Origin of the sequence: Rhodococcus sp. YH1 (genome assembly GCF_009939605.1) — a bacterium.
GTDB classification, from domain to species: Bacteria; Actinomycetota; Actinomycetes; order Mycobacteriales; family Mycobacteriaceae; genus Rhodococcus; species Rhodococcus aetherivorans.
Genome location: NZ_WVTE01000033.1, coordinates 1 through 18,447 on the forward strand (window position 1 = coordinate 1; position 18,447 = coordinate 18,447).

Below are 18,447 nucleotides of genomic sequence, written 5' to 3' on the forward strand. Positions count from 1 at the left end.
GCAACCCCACCGTGGTGTCGGTGATCCGATGCTTGCTGTAGTCGATGTACCACTCCCCGACGGTCAGCGAGAACCGCTGCGCCCGCCCCGGATCCGCCGCGAACAACCCCCGCAGATCCACCGCCTCGAGCTCCGAACGGTGCTGGGACAGCTGCTGCCACGGTGCGGTTCGAGTCACGTCGCTCATGAATTCAGAGCCTAGTGCGGGGCCGTAGTTACCGGCGGGTTCGGAATCCGCTCGGGTCGTGGAGCGCATGATGTGGGTCATGGACACCGAAGAACTGATCCGGACCGTACCGACAGAACTGTTCCTCGGCGGGGAGTGGGTGGCCGCAGAGAACGGCGCCACCTTCCCCGTCCACGATCCCGCCACCGGCGACACGCTCACCGACGTCGCCGACGCGAGTCCGGCGGACGCCGTCCGCGCCCTCGACGCCGCGGTGGCCGTCCAGCACGAGTGGGCCGCGACCCCGCCGCGCGAACGTGGCGAACTGCTGCGTTCGGTGTTCGCGAGGATCACCGAACGTGCCGAGGACTTCGCGCTCCTGATGACCCTGGAGATGGGCAAGGCCCTGCCGGAGAGCCGGGCCGAGGCCAAGTACGGTGCCGAGTTCTTCCGCTGGTTCGCCGAGGAGGCGGTGCGGATCGCGGGCCGCTACACCCACGCGCCCGCGGGCAACGGACGGATCCTGGTGACGAAGCAGCCGGTGGGACCGTGCCTGGCGATCACGCCGTGGAACTTCCCGCTCGCGATGGGCACCCGCAAGATCGGTCCCGCCCTCGCTGCGGGCTGCACGATCCTGATGAAGCCCGCGTCGGAGACCCCGCTGACGATGCTGCTGCTCGCCCAGCTGTTCGCCGAGGCCGGCCTGCCGAAGGGGGTGCTGTCCGTGCTGCCGACGTCGTGCGCCGGGGCGGTCACCGGTCCGCTGATCGACGATCCCCGCCTGCGCAAGCTGACCTTCACCGGTTCCACCGGGGTCGGCCGGGCCCTGTCCGAGCGGGCCGGGAAGGCGATGCTGCGCACGTCGATGGAGCTGGGCGGCAACGCGCCGTTCCTGGTGTTCGACGACGCCGACCTCGACGCCGCGGTCGAGGGCGCGCTGGCCGCGAAGCTGCGCAACGGCGGCGAGGCGTGCACGGCCGCGAACCGCTTCCACGTCGCCAACTCGGTGCGAGAGGAGTTCGTGAAGAAGCTGACCGAGCGGATGGCGCAGTACCGGCTCGGGCGCGGCACCGACCCCGGCACCACACTCGGGCCGCTGATCAACGCCGGCCAGCGGGAGACCGTCGGCGCGCTGGTGCAGGACGCGGTGGGGGCCGGGGCGAGCCTCCGGCTCGGCGGATCCGTCCCCGACGGCCCGGGGTGGTACTACCCGGCGACCGTGCTCGACGGGGTGACGGCCGAGGCCCGGATCCTGCGGGAGGAGGTGTTCGGCCCCGTCGCCGCCGTGGCCGGGTTCGACACCGAGCAGGAGGCGATCGATGCGGCCAACGCCACCGAATACGGACTGGCCGCGTACATCTACACGCAGAGCCTGGACCGGGCGCTGCGGGTGGCCGAGGCCGTCGAGTCCGGCATGGTGGGCGTCAACCGGGGCGTGATCTCCGACGTGGCGGCGCCGTTCGGCGGTGTCAAGGCCTCCGGGCTGGGCCGCGAGGGCGGCAGTGAAGGCATCGAGGAGTACCTCGAGACGAAGTACATCGCGCTGCAGTGACCTGCGCGACGGTGACGCCCCCGAGCGTCGGGACCGACGGGCTCGGGGGCGTACCGGCGGGACTCGGTGACCGAATCGGCCGTGGCCTCGGTGGCCGAATCGGCCGTGGCCTCTGTGACCCGGACGGCCGTGGCGTCAGTGACCGAGACGGCCGCGGCCGAGCCGCAGCAGCAGCATGGCCAGGGTGTGACCCTCCTGGCCCAGCTCGCTGAAGCGCTCGAGAACCTTCATCTCGCGGCTGTGCACCAGGCGGGTACCGCCGGAGGCCATGCGGGTCTGGCCGATGATGCGCGAGACCTCGGTGCGGCGTTTGACCGCCGCCAGGATCTCGGAGTCGAGCCGGTCGATCTCTTTGCGGAGCTCGTCGATCTCCGCCTCGGTGGTGGGCAGGGCAGCGTCGGATGCGCTGGCTCCGGAACCGGCGGCCTCGGTGTTGGTGCTCATGTCGTCTCCTCGCGTCAGCTCTGGGATCGCTTCGGATACTGCGGGCGTTACCGGTCCGGCCGTCGGCTCGGGACTTCGGTGGCGCAGCAGCCGAAGCCTCGGGTGTGGTCAGGCCTCGGTCATCGGCTCTCACACCGATGGAAGTGTCGCCGATAGTGGCGACGTGGAGCGCATGACATGACGTTCAGTTTGCCACCCGTCCCCGAACCGGCCAAGTAAGGCATACCTGCCGAATCGCCCCGGCCCGGCCGGCACGGCTGTCGGCGATCGCCGGTAGTTTGGTACCACGATGAACACACCCGTTGCCTCCGGCCGTCCCGTCCCCGCGTCGAACTCGGGGGTGCGGGCGATGACCCCCGACGCGCTGCTCGAGGGACTCAATCCCCAGCAACGGGAGGCCGTGACCCACACGGGGTCTCCGCTGCTCATCGTCGCGGGGGCCGGTTCCGGCAAGACGGCGGTGCTGACCCGGCGCATCGCGTACCTGCTGGGTGAGCGTGGGGTGGCGCCGGGCCAGATCCTGGCGATCACGTTCACCAACAAGGCGGCCGCCGAGATGCGCGAGCGCGTCGCCCACCTCGTCGGTCCGCGCGCGAACAGCATGTGGGTGTCGACGTTCCATTCGAGCTGCGTGCGGATCCTGCGGGCGCAGTCGGCGCTGCTGTCGGGGATGAACTCGAACTTCACCATCTACGACGCGGACGACTCCCGGCGGCTGCTCACCATGATCGCCAAGGATCTCGACCTCGACGTCAAGCGGTATTCCGCGCGGCTGCTGGCGACGCACATCTCCAATCTCAAGAACGAGCTGATCGGCCCCGAGGAGGCCGCGGCCGACGCGGACCGCGAGGCGGCGGAACTGCCGCGGATCGTCGCGCGGGTCTACGCGCACTACCAGCAGCGGCTGCGCGCGGCCAACGCCTTCGACTTCGACGACCTGATCGGCGAGACGGTGGCACTGTTGCAGGCGCATCCGCAGGTGGCGGAGTACTACCGCCGACGGTTCCGCCACGTTCTCGTCGACGAATACCAGGACACCAACCACGCGCAGTACGTGCTCGTGCGCACGCTCGTGGGCGGTGCGGACGACACCGTGACGGACGATGCGGTCGCGCCGGGGGAGCTGTGTGTCGTCGGCGATGCCGACCAGTCCATCTACGCGTTCCGCGGCGCGACGATCCGCAACATCGAGGAGTTCGAACGCGACTATCCCGACGCTCGCACGATCCTGCTCGAGCAGAACTACCGTTCCACCCAGAACATCCTCTCGGCGGCCAACGCGGTGATCGCGCGCAACACCGGACGACGGGAGAAGCGGTTGTGGACGGACTCCGGCGCGGGGGAACCGATCACCGGGTACGTCGCCGACAACGAGCACGACGAGGCGCAGTTCGTGGCCGCGGAGATCGACCGGCTCGTCGACGCCGGTGAGGCCAGGTTCGCCGACGTCGCGGTGTTCTACCGCACCAACAACTCCTCCCGTGCCCTCGAGGACGTGTTCATCCGGCACGGCGTGCCCTACCGGGTGGTCGGCGGCGTGCGCTTCTACGAGCGCAAGGAGGTTCGCGACCTCGTCGCGTACCTGCGGGTGCTCGCCAACCCGGACGACACGGTCAGCCTGCGCCGTATCCTCAACACCCCCCGTCGCGGCATCGGCGACCGCGCGGAGGCCTGCGTGGCGGTGCACGCCGAACGCACGGCGGTCGGGTTCGGCCGGGCCCTGCGCGACGCGGCCGAGGGCACCGTGCCCCTGCTGAACACCCGCTCGCAGAAGGCCATCGCCGCGTTCGTCGACCTCATGGACGAGCTGCGGGGGATGCTCACCGAGACCGACGCCGACGGCAACGACCTCGTCGACATCGGCGACGTCGTCGAGGCGGTCCTCGACCGCACCGGTTACCGCGCCGAGCTCGAGGCCAGCGACGACCCGCAGGACGGCACGCGGCTCGACAATCTCAACGAGTTGGTCAGCGTGGCAAGGGAATTCAGTTCGGATGCCCGCAATGCCGCGGGTCTCGAGGAGGAACGGGAGGGCGCGGAGGGGGAGCCCGAGCCCGGCTCGCTCGCCGCGTTCCTCGAACGGGTGTCGCTGGTGGCCGACGCCGACCAGATCCCCGAGGAGGGCGACGGGGTCGTCACCCTGATGACGCTGCACACCGCCAAGGGTCTCGAGTTCCCGGTGGTGTTCGTGACCGGGTGGGAGGACGGGCAGTTCCCGCACATGCGAGCGCTCGGCGACCCGGCCGAGCTGTCGGAGGAACGGCGCCTGGCCTATGTCGGGCTCACCCGCGCGCGGCAGCGCCTCTACCTGAGCCGGGCGGTGCTGCGCTCGGCCTGGGGGCAGCCGGTGACCAATCCGGAATCGCGCTTCCTGCAAGAGATTCCGCAGGAACTCGTGGAGTGGCGCCGGGAGGATCCGGGGGTGGCCGGTGGTCACGCCATCGGAGCCGGCCGGGGCCGGGGCGGCTACGGCGGAGTCGGCTCCGGCTTCGGGGGTGGAGCGTCCCGGTTCGGCGACGACCGGCAGTCGACACCGAGTTTCGGGGCCGCGCGCTCGCGCAACAACCATCTCGTGCTCGCCGTCGGCGACCGGGTCAGCCACGACAAGTACGGCCTCGGCACGGTCCTCGAGACCCGCGGCTCCGGGCCGACGGCGACGGTGGTCATCGACTTCGGCAGCGCCGGGAAGGTGCGGCTGATGCTCGTCGGCGGCGTGCCGATGGTCAAGCTCTGACCCCGGGTTCCCGGCCGGACGCGAAACGGGCCCCGCACCAGCCGGTGCGGGGCCCGTTTCGCGAGAAACGCCGGAGGTCAGTCGTTCCGGATGCCGAGGGAGATGCCGCGGGTCGCGAGCCAGGGCAGCGGGTCGATCTTGTCGATGCCGTTGAGGTGCACCTCGAAGTGCAGGTGCGGGCCGGTCGACTGGCCGCGGTTGCCCATGGTGGCGATCTGGTCGCCGGCCATGACCTGCTGACCGACCGTCACCATGGACTGGTCGATGTGGCCGTAGACGGTGACGGTGCCGTCCGCGTGGCGCAGGCGCACCCACATGCCGAAGCCGGACGCCGGACCGGAGTCGATGACGGTGCCGTCGGCGACCGCGAGGATCGGGGTCCCGATCGGACCGGCGATGTCCACCCCGGCGTGGAGGGTGCCCCAGCGGGCACCGTAGCTGGAGGTGAAGACGCCGGCGGCCGGAAGGACGAACAGCGGGCGGCGGGCAGCGGCCTCGCGGGCGGCGCGCTCCTCGCTGAACCGCTGGCCCTTGGCGAGCAGGTTCGAGAACTGGGAGAGGTCGTTCGGGTCCGCGATGTTGAGGACCTGCGGGGCCTGGGACGGGGCGGCGCCCTCGGACTCGGTCTCCGGGGCGAACTGCGCGGCCTGCGGCACCGCGGTGGCGGTGATGACGTGCGAGTCGGTGGCGTCCGCGGCGAGGGCGACCTCGGAGTGCTCGGACTCCTGGGCGGGGCCGCTGGCGGCGGCCTGGCCCGCGGCGACGACGGCGCCGGCGGCGACCGCGAGGACCGCGGCGCGGCCCTTGAGGGCGGCGGGGGGAGTGGGAACCCGGTGGGCGCCGCCGCGACGAGTGGGGGCGGCCAGATCGCTGTCGGGTGATCCGGGGGCGGTGAGCGGCTCGGCCGGCTCGGTGCCATAGAATTCGTACTGCTCGGTGGTACTGGTGTTGCGGAAGTTCACAATGCTCGAGACGTCTAGATCGTCCGCCGGGCCCTCGTCGAGGTAACGCTCGTGCGGCTGCCAGTGGCCCGGATAGAGATGGTCGGTGGCCTCCGTGGACTCGAAGTCACCGAACCCGCTGCCGGGACGGCTGTCGGCGCGTGGAGTGCAAGTGTGCATCGACTGCCGTCCTCCGTTCGTGACCTGACCGTTATTCGGACCGAAGCGACGGTAACGAAACGATCGCAAGCGTGGCAACCCAAACGGGCTGGAAATCGGGCCTTGTGACTGGCATCACAGTTTGAGCTGGGCGTATATGGAAACGTTCCTTCGGTTACGGCGCGATACCGAATATTCACGGTGTGTCACGCCGCGATGAATCGGAACGTCGCCGTAGCGTCGGGGCGTGCCGAGCCGCCCGCCCGTCCTCGTCGCCGCGTTCGTCCTGTCCGTGCTCGGCGCCATCGCCGTGGCGGTCGCGCCGTTCCTGCCGGCGGTCCGCGCCGACGCCGGGCCCGTCGGCGCCGCCCTCGGCGCCGCGACGCTCGTCGCCGTCGCCGCCGCGCTCGCGGTGCCCGTCGGCGCGGTGAGTCTCGCCCGTCGGCCCGGGCTCCTCGCCGGAATCCGGGCCGGCGCGCTGCTTGCGGGGGCCGGGTTCGTCGCACTCGGCGCGGCCCTGCTCGACGTCGCGCTGTTCACCGACGCCCTCGACGCCGACCGGCTCGAGCTCTTCCGGCCCCTCACCGCCGCCGGCCTCACGGCGGGCCCGGGCGCGGGCGTCGTCCTCGCCGGCCATCTCGCCGCGGTCGGCGCCGGAGTCCTCGGGGCCGTCGCGGTCCGGCGGCTCGGGGCCGACCCCGCACACGTGCCCGGCGAGGACGGCCCGGTGGGTGTGCGCGTCGGGGCCCCGGCGGCGACCGCGGTGGCGGTGGCGGCCCTGGTCGCGGCCGGTGCGCTCCTCGCCCCGCCCTTCGTCTCGGACGACCCGGTGCTGCTCGGCCCCGGCGTCCTCGACGCCACCACGGCCACCGCGATCGGTTCCCTGGCCGCCGCGGTCGCGGTGGTGCTGACGGCGACGTGGGCGCTGGTGACCGGTTCGCCGGCTGCCGCGACGGGCCTGGTGGCGGGTGCGGGGCTCGGTGCGCTCGGCATCCTGGGCCCGCGCCTGGCGGCGGGCCTCACCGGTGAGCGGCTCGCGCCGTCGCCCGGTGCCGCCGTCGGGGTGGTCGCCGCCGTCGCCCTCGTCGCGGCCCCGGTCGCACTGCCCCGGCTCGTCGCCCGGTCCGCCCGCGCCGCAGGGCCGGTGCCCAGGGCGGTCACGTCCGTCCCGGCGATGCTGCGCCGGCACGTCACCGCGGGCGTCGCGGGGATTGCCACCGGCGTCGTCGCGACGGCGGGTGCGCTGCTGCCCACCCTGTCGGTCCCGGCCGGGGCGCCGGCGCCCGACCTGCCGGCCACTCGCCTGCTGCTCGCCGCAGGCCTGCTCGTGCTGGCGCTGAGCGTGTGGCTGCTGCTCTCCGAATTCGCCGCCCCGCTGCGGCCCGCCGTCGCGGTGCCGGTCGTCGCGGTGGTCACCGCCGCCGGGGCGGTGCTGCAGTCCTGGGTGCTCGCCGCGGACCTGCCCGGCGTCGGTGCCGGGCCGGGCGCGTGGCTGGCCGGCGCCGCGATCCTGGGGGCGGCGGCGACGGGGGTGCTCGTCGTGCTGGCCGGGGGTGCGGAACGCGACGGCATCGACACCTCCGTCGAACGGATCGCCGGGCCGGTCGTGCGCGCGGTGGGCGCGGCTGCGGCTCTCGTCGCCGGTGCCGGTGTGCTGTTGCCGGTGCAGCCCGGGGCCGGTTCGGTCCTGGGCTATCCGTGGGGCTACGACGTGTGGGGGCGGGTGCTGCTCGCCGTCGCGGTGGTCGCAGCGGTGCTGGTCGCAGCGCGGTCGCGGCCGGCCCGGGGCGGTGTGCTGCTGCTCGGCGCGGCGGCGTCGGTGGCCCTGTATGCGGCGTCGTGGTTGCTCGTGCGGAGCCCGGAGCAGGAGCCGGTGAACGGCGTCCTCACACTGCCTGCAATCCTTGGGGTGGTGTTCCTCCTGGCTGCGGCGTGGCTCACAATCCGGGAGGAAAATCCGTGAGGTACCCCTCGGGCCCCTCGCTCCGGTGACATGCGACACATACCAGGAGTGCGGGCGTTTGGTGGGACTTCCGACTAGTTACAGTCCGAACGGACCCGCTCATACCCCTCGAGCGGGCGTCAACGCAGACGAGACGGTGAGCAGATGGATCTCTTCGAATACCAGGCGAAGGAACTCTTCGCCAAGCATGGTGTGCCGACGTCGCTGGGTCGTGTGACCGACACGGCCGACGATGCCAAGGCGATCGCCGAGGAAATCGGTAAGCCTGTGATGGTCAAGGCCCAGGTCAAGACCGGTGGTCGTGGCAAGGCCGGTGGCGTGAAGTACGCCGCCACCCCCGAGGATGCGAAGACCCACGCCGAGAACATCCTCGGCCTCGACATCAAGGGTCACATCGTCAAGAAGCTGCTGGTCGCCGAGGCCAGCGACATCGCCGAGGAGTACTACATCTCCTTCCTGCTCGACCGGGCCAACCGCACCTACCTGGCCATGTGCTCGGTCGAGGGCGGCATGGAGATCGAGGAGGTCGCGGCCACCAAGCCCGAGCGTCTCGCCAAGGTTCCCGTGGACGCCGTCAAGGGCGTCGACCTCGCGTTCGCGCGCAGCATCGCCGAGCAGGGCCACCTGCCCGCCGACGTGCTCGACGCCGCGGCCGTGACCATCCAGAAGCTGTGGGAGGTCTTCGTCGCCGAGGACGCCACCCTGGTCGAGGTCAACCCGCTCGTGCGCACCCCCGACGATCAGATCCTCGCCCTCGACGGCAAGGTCACCATCGACGAGAACGCGGGCTTCCGCCACCCCGAGCACGCCGAGCTCGAGGACAAGGACTCCACCGATCCGCTCGAGGCCAAGGCCAAGGAGCACGACCTGAACTACGTCAAGCTCGACGGCCAGGTCGGCATCATCGGCAACGGCGCGGGCCTGGTCATGTCGACCCTCGACGTCGTCGCGTACGCCGGTGAGAAGCACGGCGGCGTCAAGCCCGCCAACTTCCTCGACATCGGTGGCGGCGCGTCCGCCGAGGTCATGGCCGCCGGCCTGGACGTCATCCTGAACGACGGCCAGGTCGAGAGCGTGTTCGTCAACGTCTTCGGTGGCATCACCGCGTGCGACGCGGTCGCCAACGGCATCGTCAAGGCGCTGGAGATCCTCGGCGACGAGGCCAACAAGCCGCTGGTCGTCCGCCTGGACGGCAACAACGTCGAGGCGGGCCGCAAGATCCTGGCCGACGCCAACCACCCGCTGGTCACGCTGGTCGGAACCATGGACGAGGCCGCTGACAAGGCCGCCGAGCTGGCGCACGCCGCGAAGTAAGGACACACGGAGAACATGTCTATCTTCCTCAACAAGGACTCGAAGGTCATCGTCCAGGGCATCACCGGCGGCGAGGGCACCAAGCACACCGCCCTGATGCTCAAGGCCGGTACCCAGGTCGTCGGCGGCGTCAACGCCCGCAAGGCCGGCACCACTGTGTCCCACACCGCCGCCGACGGCTCGGCCGTCGAGCTGCCCGTCTTCGGTACCGTCGCCGAGGCGATGAAGGAGACCGGCGCGGACGTCTCGATCGCGTTCGTCCCCCCGAAGTTCGCCAAGGACGCCATCATCGAGGCCATCGACGCGGAGATCCCGCTGCTCGTGGTCATCACCGAGGGCATCCCGGTGCAGGACACCGCGTACGCGTGGGCCTACAACGTCGAGAAGGGCAACAAGACCCGGATCATCGGCCCCAACTGCCCCGGCATCATCACCCCGGGTGAGTCGCTGGTCGGCATCACCCCGGCCAACATCTCCGGCAAGGGCCCGGTGGGCCTGGTGTCCAAGTCCGGCACCCTGACCTACCAGATGATGTTCGAGCTGCGTGACTTCGGCTTCTCGACCGCCATCGGCATCGGCGGCGACCCGGTCATCGGCACCACCCACATCGACGCCATCGAGGCGTTCGAGAAGGACCCCGAGACCAAGCTCATCGTCATGATCGGCGAGATCGGCGGCGACGCCGAGGAGCGCGCGGCCGACTACATCAAGGCCAACGTGACCAAGCCGGTCGTCGGCTACGTCGCCGGGTTCACCGCTCCGGAGGGCAAGACCATGGGCCACGCCGGCGCCATCGTCTCCGGCTCCTCGGGCACCGCGCAGGCCAAGAAGGACGCCCTCGAGGCGGCCGGCGTGAAGGTCGGCAAGACGCCGTCCGAGACCGCCGCTCTCGCGCGCGAGATCCTGCAGTCGCTGTAGGCGGCTCCGCCGCCGGTGCGTCCTTTGGGCGGTCCTGACCGCCCAAAGGACGCACCGGCAGCTCCGCTGCCTACCCGTCCACCCATTCGGTGCCGACGGGCTCGAGCTCGCCGGCGCCGGCCGTCGCCGACGCCACCACGCTCCGCAACCCGGCCGCATCCCGGGCCGCGACCGTGAAGACGACACGCTCCGTGTAGGACACGTCGAGCACGCTCACCCCGCGGCCCCGTAGTTCCGACTCCACCCGGCCGGCGTCACCGTGCCCCACCGCCAGGGTGAACACCTCCCGTCGCTCCCGCGGCACCAGCGTCGCCGCGTCGACCGCGACGGCCACCGCACCCGAATACGCCCGGACCAGTCCCCCCGCGCCGAGCTTGATGCCGCCGAACCAGCGGGTGACCACCACCGCGACGTTCACCAGATCGCGATGGTGCAGCACCTGCAGCATCGGCACCCCGGCCGTGCCACCCGGTTCCCCGTCGTCGCTCGACCGTTCCGCCCGGTGCGCCGGCTCGTCGCCCACCACGAAGGCCCAGCAATGGTGCCGCGCATCGGGATACAGCCTCCGCTGTTCCTCGACGAAGGCGAGCGCGGCGGTATCCGAGTCGACGCGACGCAGCGCGGCGAGAAAGCGGGAATGCTTGATCTCCGTCTCGGCGACGACGTCCGCTCCGGGCTCGAGGCTGCTGGGCATGCGCACATTCTCGCCGGTGGGGATTCGCCGGATTCGCGGGACTCCTGCCGCCCACGGTGATCGTGCCTAGGCTGGTCACAGAGCAGCCGACGACATCAGGAGGAGCGATGACCTACCCAGCAGGCTCGGGAACGGGCCGGTCCGACACCCCGTCAGGTCCCACGGGGTCGTCGACCGGGGGCGGATCCAGCCTCGCCTCCCGTGGCTCCGACAAGGTGGTGCCGCTGCTCCTGCCGATCGCCGTCGCGGTGCTGGCGGTGCTGAACTTCCTGCTCGGCCTGGCCCCGTACGTGCGGATCTCCTTCGGCACCCAGGTTGCGCTGTCGTCGTTCGACTTCGGGTTCGCGGTCGTGCCGCTGGCCTTCCTGCTCTTCGGTGGCGCGGCTGCGGCACTGTCGCTGCTACCGGGTCAGGACCTGCGCTCCGTTGCGGTGGCGGCCTCCGCGGTCGGCTTCGTGGTGTCGCTGTTCCAGCTCTTCCACCTGCCCGACGACACCGGCATCTCGTGGGGTGGGGTGTCGATCCTCGTCCTCGGCTTCCTGCAGACTGCGCTCGCGCTGATGGCGCTGCTCTTCGGGATCGGCATCCTGGTGCCCGGCCAGCGCCGCGCGCCCGCGCAGTCGTTCGGCGGCCAGGGAGGCGGCGGGCAGGGCGTGGGCCAGGGGTACAGCGGCGGCCAGGGCTACAGCGGTCAGGGGTACGGCGGCCAGGGCTACGGAGCGCAGGGTGCCGGCGCGGGGCAGGGCTATCCGTCCGGTCAGGGCTACGCTCCCGGCGCGGCGTCGAGCGGATACGGAACGCAGGGCTCCGGCTACCCCTCGGGGTCCTCGGCCTACCCCTCGGGGTCCTCGGCCTACCCCTCGGGGTCCTCGGCGCAGTACCCCGGCTACCAGCAGCCGCAGTACTCCACCGGGCAGTACCCGTCGGGGCAGTACTCCACCGGCCAGTATCCGTCCGGGCAGCACCCGTCCGGACAGTACCCGGGATCCCAGTACCCGGGCACCCAGTACTCGGGCGCGCAGCCGCGCGAGCACTACCCCAGCCCGGACTACGGCGCCCAGACCGAGCACCTGAGCCAGCCGCTGCGCGTCGACCGGCCGCAATCCGAGGGGCAGCACCCCGGCCAGCAGGCCTACACCCCGACGGGAGCCCAGGCCCCGTACGGCGCCGGGTCGCCCGGTCCTTCGGGCCGGCCGGGGGAGCCCGCCGGTGGCGGCGCGGACGAGCCGACCGTGCTCGCCCCCCGGCACGCCGACTCCGAGCAGGATGCCGCGGGGCGTCCGTCGGAGGACGACGCCGAGCGGACGTCGGACCCGGCGCCGACGCAGGCGTTCCGCCCCGGTGACGAGCCGCGGTGACGGCTCCCGCACGTGCTGCGGCGCGCCTGACCGTCACGACCGTCGCCGGGTGACACTCTCGACACGATGACCTCGACGCTAGGCCGGTCCGACCGGCGTACCACCCCGGAAGGCAACCCGGTCGAACCGGAGCAGCTGCGGATCCTGCTCGGCACGGCGGCCAGGGTGCCGGCAGTGACCCTCGCGTTGATCGCCACGCTGGTGGTGACCACGATGGTGGCCGCGAGCAGCGACCTGACCGGCATCTACGCGGCGATCGCGGGAAGCTGGCTGGCCCTGCATCAGGTGACGCTGACGATCGACGGGGTAGCGCTCGGCGTGCTGCCGTTGCTGCCGACGGCGGTGCTGGTGTGGCTGACCGCCCGGGCTGCGCGTTCGGCCACCGACGCCTTCGTCGCGCTCGGCGGCCGTCCGCTCGATCGTCGGAACGCCTCACGCATCGCCGTGGCCACCCTCGCCGGTCCGACGGTGATCACGATCGTGGCACTGATCGTGATCCAGGATGCGGCGAGTGTCCTGCCCGTCGTCACCCCCAATCCGGCGGCCGCGCTGGCCTGGGTGACGGCCCTCTACCTGCTCGGGGCCGGGCTCGGCATCGGTGCCCGGACGTGGCGGCCGCTGTCCGTCCGCTACGGCGTGCCGAACTGGCTGGTCGCCGCCGTGCGCCCCGCGGCCCGCGCGGTGCTGGGGATGTTCGCCGCGGCCGGGGTGGTGACCGTACTCGGGCTGCTGTGGTCGTGGACCGTGGTCGGTGACCTGATCGGCCGCGGCGGGGGAGTGACCGGAGCACTCGGGTTGACGGTGCTGTCGGTGCTGTACCTGCCCAACGTGCTGATCGGGGCCGCCGCCGTGGTGGCCGGCAGCACGGTGCAGTTCGGCGACGTGACCCTGAGCCTGTTCGAGGCGACCGGCGGTGACCTGCCCGCACTGCCGGTGCTCGCCGTGATCCCACCGGGACCGGCCGCGCCGTTCTGGCCGGTGCTGCTGGCCGTTCCCGCGACGGTGGGTGCGCTGCTCGGACGGTACGTCGCCCAGCGCCACCTCGAGGCGCGGGCCCGGGGGGAGTACGTGTCGTCCACCGACGCCGCGCTCACGGTGGTCGCTGCGGCGGCGCTCACGGGCGCGACGAGCGCGCTGGCCACGTGGGTCGCCGGTGGCCCCCTGGGGATCTTCGGCGTGGTCGGCGGAAACTGGTGGCTTGCCGGGGTTCTGGTATTCGCGTGGTCGGGGCTGCTGGGCCTCGTCACGTCGCAGCTGCTGCTGTGGCGCGAGCACCGCCTGGCCGCGGCGGAGGCCGCCCGAGCGTCGGCCGCCGCGGAGGAGTCCGCCACGGAGACCGCCGCCGCCGAGAATCCCGATGACGACGAGCCGGTCGCGGAGGCCGACGCCACCCCGCTCGACGAGGCGAAGGCGCTCGAGGCGGGCCCGGCGACGCCGACCGCCGACGTGCTCGAGGCCGAGATCGTCGAGGACGGCCCCGAGGGGCAGCAGGACCCCGCCGACGCCGGCACCGAGGGCGAGGACCCCGCCGAGCGCGTGGACCCCGCCGACGACGAGCGTGTGGACGTCGCCGACGCGGAGCTCGAGGACGCCGCCGACGAGCCGGGCGGGTCCGGCGTAACCGAGCAGGATGCCGGCGCGCCGCCGGAGCGCAACGGTGACCTGCCGGAGGGGGCCGCACCCCCCAAGGGCTAGGCTCTACCCGGCCGAGCATCCGGCCGACCCCTCTCGAGTTCCAGGAGTAGAGCGCTGACTGCCTCGCGTGACCAGCTGCCGCCGACTGCGCCGGCACGGGTCGTCGTCCTCGCCTCGGGCACCGGAAGCCTGCTGCGGTCGCTGATCGACGCGACGCACACGGACGGGTACCCCGCCCGGATCGTCGCCGTCGGAGTGGACCGCGAGTGCGCCGCCGAGGGGCATGCCGAGGCCGCCGGCATCCCGCATCTCCGCGTCGTGCTGCGTGAGCACCCGGACCGCGCCGCGTGGGATCGCGCCCTCACCGACGCCGTCGCCGCGCACGAGCCGGACCTGGTGGTCTCCGCCGGTTTCATGAAGATCCTGGGGCCGACCTTCCTGCACCGGTTCGGCGGCCGCATCGTCAACACCCACCCTGCGCTGCTGCCGGCGTTCCCCGGCGCGCACGCAGTCCCCGACGCCCTCGCCTACGGGGTGAAGGTCACCGGGTCGACCGTGCACCTGGTCGATGCCGGTGTCGACACCGGCCCCATCCTGGCGCAGGAACCCGTGCCGGTCCTCGACGACGACGACGAGGCCACCCTGCACGAACGCATCAAGGTTGTGGAGCGACGGTTGCTGGCCGACGTGGTCGCCGCCGTCGCCACCCGTGGAGTTGTATCCGATGGACGAAAGGCCGTGATCCCCAGTGACCGAACGTAAGGCTGTGCGACGTGCACTCGTCAGCGTCTACGACAAGACCGGTTTGGTCGAACTGGCGACGGGTCTGCACGAGGCGGGTGTCGCGCTGGTCTCCACCGGCTCCACGGCCGCGACCATCGCCGGCGCCGGCATCCCCGTCACCAAGGTGGAGGACCTGACCGGCTTCCCCGAGTGCCTCGAGGGCCGGGTCAAGACGCTGCACCCGCGAGTGCACGCCGGCATCCTCGCCGACACGCGCAAGCAGGACCACCTCGACCAGCTCGCCGAGCTCGGTGTCGAGGCGTTCGAGTTGGTCGTGGTGAACCTGTACCCGTTCACGCAGACCGTCGCCTCGGGGGCCACCCCCGACGAGTGCGTCGAGCAGATCGACATCGGCGGCCCGTCCATGGTGCGTGCCGCCGCGAAGAACCATCCGTCGGTCGCCGTCGTCGTCGACCCGGCCCGGTACGACGACGTGCTCGACGCCGTCAAGGCGGGCGGCTTCACCCTGCCGCAGCGCAAAGCCCTTGCCGCCCAGGCGTTCCAGCACACCGCCGCCTACGACGTGGCGGTGGCGAGCTGGATGAACGCCGGTTATGCCGTCCCGGAGGCGGACGCCGCCGAGCGGTTCCCGGCCTGGGCCGGTGCGACGTGGCAGCGTGCGGCCGTGCTGCGGTACGGCGAGAACCCGCACCAGGCGGCGGCGCTGTACGTGAACGAGGCCGGCGAGCCGGGCCTGGCCCGCGCCGAGCAGTTCCACGGCAAGGAGATGTCCTACAACAACTACCAGGACGCCGACGCGGCCTGGCGCGCCGCGCACGACCACGACCGGCCGTGCGTCGCGATCATCAAGCACGCCAACCCGTGCGGCATCGCGGTGGCCGACACCGTCGCCGAGGCGCACCGCAAGGCGCACGAGTGCGATCCGGTGAGCGCGTTCGGCGGCGTGATCGCCGTCAACCGCGAGGTGAGCGTGGCGATGGCCGAACAGGTCGCCGAGATCTTCACCGAGGTGATCATCGCCCCGGCGTACGCGGCCGGCGCGGTCGAGGTGCTCAGCCGCAAGAAGAACATCCGCATCCTGCGGGCCGACTCGCCGCAGGCGGCGCAGATCGAGCTGCGTCAGATCTCCGGCGGCATGCTGCTGCAGGAGCGCGACACCCTCACGGCGCCGGGTGATTCGGCCGGGAACTGGGAGCTGGCCTGCGGCGAGGCCGCCGACGCCGAGACCCTCGCGGATCTCGAGTTCGCCTGGCGCGCCTGCCGGGCCGTGAAGTCCAACGCGATCCTGCTCGCTGCGGGCGGCGCCACCGTCGGCGTCGGCATGGGCCAGGTCAACCGCGTGGACTCCGCCCGGCTCGCGGTCTCACGCGCCGGGGACCGTGTCACCGGATCCGTCGCCGCATCGGACGCGTTCTTCCCGTTCGCGGACGGCCTGCAGGTGCTCACCGAGGCCGGCGTCAAGGCCATCGTGCAGCCGGGTGGTTCGGTGCGCGACAACGAGGTGATCGAGGCCGCTCGCGAGGCCGGCGTGACCCTGTACCTCACCGGCGCACGGCACTTCGCGCACTGAGCGCCGCCCGGCCGCCCGCGCCGTCAGGCCGCGTGCGGGTGGCCGGTCGCCGGGCGGGTCACGGTCCGCGGCGCGGCGTCGCGGGCGTCGGAGATGACCAGCCGGGCGGCACCGCGGTCGAGCAGTTCGCGGATGAGGTCCGCAGCGGCCGCGGCCTGTTCGGTGCCGACGTGGCTCAGGTCGATCGTGATCGCGTGACCGGTGAGATCGTCGGGCAGGTCCTTGGGGACGGCGCCGGTGGCGCCGAGTCGCAGTTTCATCGTGTTCTCCTCTTACTGGACAAGATCGGTACGGGATAAAGAAAGGCACCCGAGGCGATGTGCCCGGGTGCCCGAGAAGGAGTCTTTCGAGTCGTCGACTCATTCCCGGGGTTGCCACTTGGCGAAGTGGAAGTACGCGTAGGTGTGTCGGCACCAGGTGGGTACGGCAATGCGCATCGACTTCGCCGCGATGACCTTGTCGTCTCGCATCGGACCGTACCTTTCTCGTGTGTTCCTACGGGTTAACCGGACACCATACCCGAGTAACGCGAATCTGACATCTCTTGTTTTCCGCCCATCTCGGGCGGCGGGTCAGAGCTTGGCGAGCCACGCCTCGAAACCGCGGGTGAACTCGTCCGAGAAGGGCAGATCGGCGATGTAGTCGGCGCCGGTGGACTGCTGGTCGCCGATGTCCTTGAGCACGTGGTTGGCCCGGTGCAGGCGCAGCGAGGTCAGGCTCGTGTGCACGAGTGCCGAGTCGAGGGCGTCGACGTCCTCGACCCGCACCTGGATGTCCTTCGCGGAGACGCTGGTGAGTACCGGCAGCGCCCCGTCGAGCTGGGCCGCGAGCATCCGCGGATCGAGGGCGTCCTCCTCGGCGAGGGCCTTTGCGTTGGCCGAGACCAGTCCGGCGTTGCGGAGCGGCTCGGGCAGGGTGTCGCTGAGGGTGCCGTCGGCCCGCAGCGATTCGACGGCGTCCGCGAGGGCGAGACGCAGTTCGTCGGCCACCTGGATCGGGAGCTGACCGGCGTCGACGACGGCGTCGAGCTGGGCGTCGATCTGGGCGGTGAGCAGGTCCAGCAGCCGCACCGCCAGCGGCTCGAGCAGGGCGATGCCCGCGACGGGCGCGCCGGCGTGGGCGAGGGAGAGGGCGATGAGCGCGCCCTCGCTGTGCCCGACGACGTAGAGCCGCTCGGCGTCGACGCCCGGCTGTCCGGCGAGGAACCGCAGGCCGTCGGTGGCGGCGTCGATGAAGGTGGAGAATCCGAGGTCGGCGACGTCGGAGACGTCGTACGGACCGAGGCCGGTGACGCCACTGCCGAGCTTGTCGTAGCGCAGGCTGGCGAAACCGTTGCGTTCGAGCACGTCGGCGAGGTGACGCAGGGTGCCGATCGGGCCGGGCAGCAGCGCGCTGTCGCCGTTGCGGTCGGTGGGACCGCTGCCGGCGAGCAGCAGCACGGCGGGGACGTCCCCGTCGCCCGCGGCGGGCACGCGCAGGCTGCCGTGCAGGGTCACGTCGCCGCTGGAGAAGGAGATGTCGGTGTCCGCCATGGCGTCGTGTCTATCAGAACCGGTCAGCCCGTCCGCAGGCGGCTCAGCCCTCGGTACCCGCGGTGGACGGCCCACGCGAAGCCGGCGAGCAGGGGCACGACGAGCAGCGGGACGACGAGCGCGATCAACGACGTGACGAAGGAGAGCAGGTCGTCGAGCAGTGACAGCGCCGGGTTGCCGAGTCCCGCGGTCGTGACCGTGCTCGCCGCGCGGGTGCCGGTCTGCACCGTGCTCACCGCCATCGCGGCCGGGGCGCCGACGACGATGCCGGCGAGGGCCGCCATCGCCGGGTCGAGATCGGCGAACGCGGCCCAGGCGGCGAGCGCGCCGGCGACGGGCCGCACGACGGTGGCGACGGCCGAGAGGACGTTGTCGACGAGGGGGACCAGGTCGGCGCCGATCTCGACGACGGTGGCGATCGCCAGGGCGGCGAGCGCGCCCGTCGACCCGACCCACTGCATCGACTCGTTGAGCGCGATCCCGAACAGGCCGAAGTGCACCGCGGTGCCGAGCATCAGCAGCGGGAGAAAGGTGCGCAGGCCGGTGGCGGCGGCCAGCCCGAGGCCCAGCAGTGCCGCGAGGAGCCAGGTGTCCATGGCGGGAGTGTAGGGATCGCCGCCGACATCGGGTACCGAACCGGGCCGGGCAGGCGCTCCCGCGCGGCGTTCCCGCCGCGGCGACGCGCCGCGGCTGCAGGTGCCGAAATCACCGAACGCTCGTACC

General features: G+C 71.9%; 15 protein-coding genes and 1 pseudogene. 9 read left to right on the top strand and 7 right to left on the bottom strand.

The features are described from left to right. Positions 1 to 187: pseudogene (locus AIIKEEIJ_RS03580) on the bottom strand (glucose-6-phosphate isomerase); the annotation flags it as partial. 79 nt (positions 188 to 266) lie between these two features. Between AIIKEEIJ_RS03580 and AIIKEEIJ_RS03585 the strand changes: the two are divergent. Then, positions 267 to 1,718 (top strand): aldehyde dehydrogenase family protein, encoded by a 1,452-nt coding sequence (locus tag AIIKEEIJ_RS03585; protein ID WP_161994948.1) that lies wholly within the window; start codon positions 267 to 269, stop codon positions 1,716 to 1,718. A 135-nt stretch (positions 1,719 to 1,853) separates the two neighbouring features. On the opposite strand, the gene AIIKEEIJ_RS03590 is transcribed toward AIIKEEIJ_RS03585, so the two are convergent. Beyond that, positions 1,854 to 2,162, bottom strand: coding sequence for a chorismate mutase (locus AIIKEEIJ_RS03590; RefSeq protein ID WP_029541984.1), 309 nt, complete (start codon positions 2,160 to 2,162; stop codon positions 1,854 to 1,856). A gap of 289 nt (positions 2,163 to 2,451) precedes the next feature. On the opposite strand from AIIKEEIJ_RS03590, the gene pcrA reads away from it, so the two are divergent. Then, a complete protein-coding gene (gene pcrA / locus AIIKEEIJ_RS03595) occupies positions 2,452 to 4,896 on the top strand; it encodes a DNA helicase PcrA (RefSeq protein ID WP_065922907.1) in 2,445 nt (814 codons plus the stop codon). Positions 4,897 to 4,973: 77 nt separating this feature from the next. Here pcrA and AIIKEEIJ_RS03600 read toward each other — a convergent pair whose 3' ends face one another. Beyond that, entirely contained in the window at positions 4,974 to 6,017 is a 1,044-nt protein-coding gene (locus tag AIIKEEIJ_RS03600) for a peptidoglycan DD-metalloendopeptidase family protein (RefSeq protein WP_161994949.1), read from the bottom strand. Between the two features lie 226 nt (positions 6,018 to 6,243). Between AIIKEEIJ_RS03600 and AIIKEEIJ_RS03605 the strand changes: the two genes are divergently transcribed. The 3 genes from AIIKEEIJ_RS03605 (at position 6,244) to sucD (ending at position 10,191) form a co-directional block, all read left to right on the top strand. Continuing rightward, a complete protein-coding gene (locus AIIKEEIJ_RS03605; RefSeq protein ID WP_161994950.1) occupies positions 6,244 to 7,959 on the top strand; it encodes a hypothetical protein in 1,716 nt (571 codons plus the stop codon). 144 nt (positions 7,960 to 8,103) lie between these two features. Then, positions 8,104 to 9,273 (top strand): ADP-forming succinate--CoA ligase subunit beta, encoded by a 1,170-nt coding sequence (sucC, locus tag AIIKEEIJ_RS03610; RefSeq protein WP_006945023.1) that lies wholly within the window; start codon positions 8,104 to 8,106, stop codon positions 9,271 to 9,273. Positions 9,274 to 9,288: 15 nt separating this feature from the next. After that, a complete protein-coding gene (gene sucD / locus AIIKEEIJ_RS03615; RefSeq protein ID WP_003937757.1) occupies positions 9,289 to 10,191 on the top strand; it encodes a succinate--CoA ligase subunit alpha in 903 nt (300 codons plus the stop codon). A gap of 70 nt (positions 10,192 to 10,261) precedes the next feature. Here the strand turns inward: sucD and AIIKEEIJ_RS03620 are convergent, their stop codons facing one another. Next, a complete protein-coding gene (locus tag AIIKEEIJ_RS03620) occupies positions 10,262 to 10,885 on the bottom strand; it encodes a YigZ family protein (RefSeq protein ID WP_161994951.1) in 624 nt (207 codons plus the stop codon). 107 nt (positions 10,886 to 10,992) lie between these two features. On the opposite strand from AIIKEEIJ_RS03620, the gene AIIKEEIJ_RS03625 reads away from it, so the two are divergent. The 4 genes from AIIKEEIJ_RS03625 (at position 10,993) to purH (ending at position 16,192) form a co-directional block, all read left to right on the top strand. Beyond that, the gene (locus AIIKEEIJ_RS03625) at positions 10,993 to 12,243 is read left to right on the top strand and encodes a DUF5336 domain-containing protein (RefSeq protein ID WP_161994952.1); all 1,251 of its coding nucleotides are present in this window, start codon (positions 10,993 to 10,995) and stop codon (positions 12,241 to 12,243) included. A gap of 66 nt (positions 12,244 to 12,309) precedes the next feature. Beyond that, positions 12,310 to 13,938, top strand: a complete 1,629-nt coding sequence (locus AIIKEEIJ_RS03630) for a cell division protein PerM (RefSeq protein WP_161994953.1) — start codon at positions 12,310 to 12,312, stop codon at positions 13,936 to 13,938. A gap of 54 nt (positions 13,939 to 13,992) precedes the next feature. Then, positions 13,993 to 14,640 (top strand): phosphoribosylglycinamide formyltransferase, encoded by a 648-nt coding sequence (gene purN / locus AIIKEEIJ_RS03635; protein ID WP_081637056.1) that lies wholly within the window; start codon positions 13,993 to 13,995, stop codon positions 14,638 to 14,640. After that, entirely contained in the window at positions 14,627 to 16,192 is a 1,566-nt protein-coding gene (gene purH, locus AIIKEEIJ_RS03640; RefSeq protein WP_161994954.1) for a bifunctional phosphoribosylaminoimidazolecarboxamide formyltransferase/IMP cyclohydrolase, read from the top strand. The genes purN and purH overlap by 14 nt, the downstream gene beginning before the upstream one ends. 23 nt (positions 16,193 to 16,215) lie before the next feature. Here the strand turns inward: purH and AIIKEEIJ_RS03645 are convergent, their stop codons facing one another. From AIIKEEIJ_RS03645 to AIIKEEIJ_RS03655, 3 genes are all read right to left on the bottom strand, one after another. Continuing rightward, complete coding sequence (locus AIIKEEIJ_RS03645) at positions 16,216 to 16,452, bottom strand: hypothetical protein (RefSeq protein WP_006945013.1); 237 nt, start codon at positions 16,450 to 16,452, stop codon at positions 16,216 to 16,218. A 312-nt stretch (positions 16,453 to 16,764) separates the two neighbouring features. Further along, on the bottom strand, positions 16,765 to 17,724 hold the full coding sequence (locus tag AIIKEEIJ_RS03650; protein WP_006945011.1) for an alpha/beta hydrolase family protein: 960 nt from the start codon (positions 17,722 to 17,724) through the stop codon (positions 16,765 to 16,767). A gap of 23 nt (positions 17,725 to 17,747) precedes the next feature. Further along, positions 17,748 to 18,320 (bottom strand): DUF4126 family protein, encoded by a 573-nt coding sequence (locus AIIKEEIJ_RS03655; RefSeq protein ID WP_161994955.1) that lies wholly within the window; start codon positions 18,318 to 18,320, stop codon positions 17,748 to 17,750. Between the last annotated feature and the right edge of the window lie 127 nt (positions 18,321 to 18,447).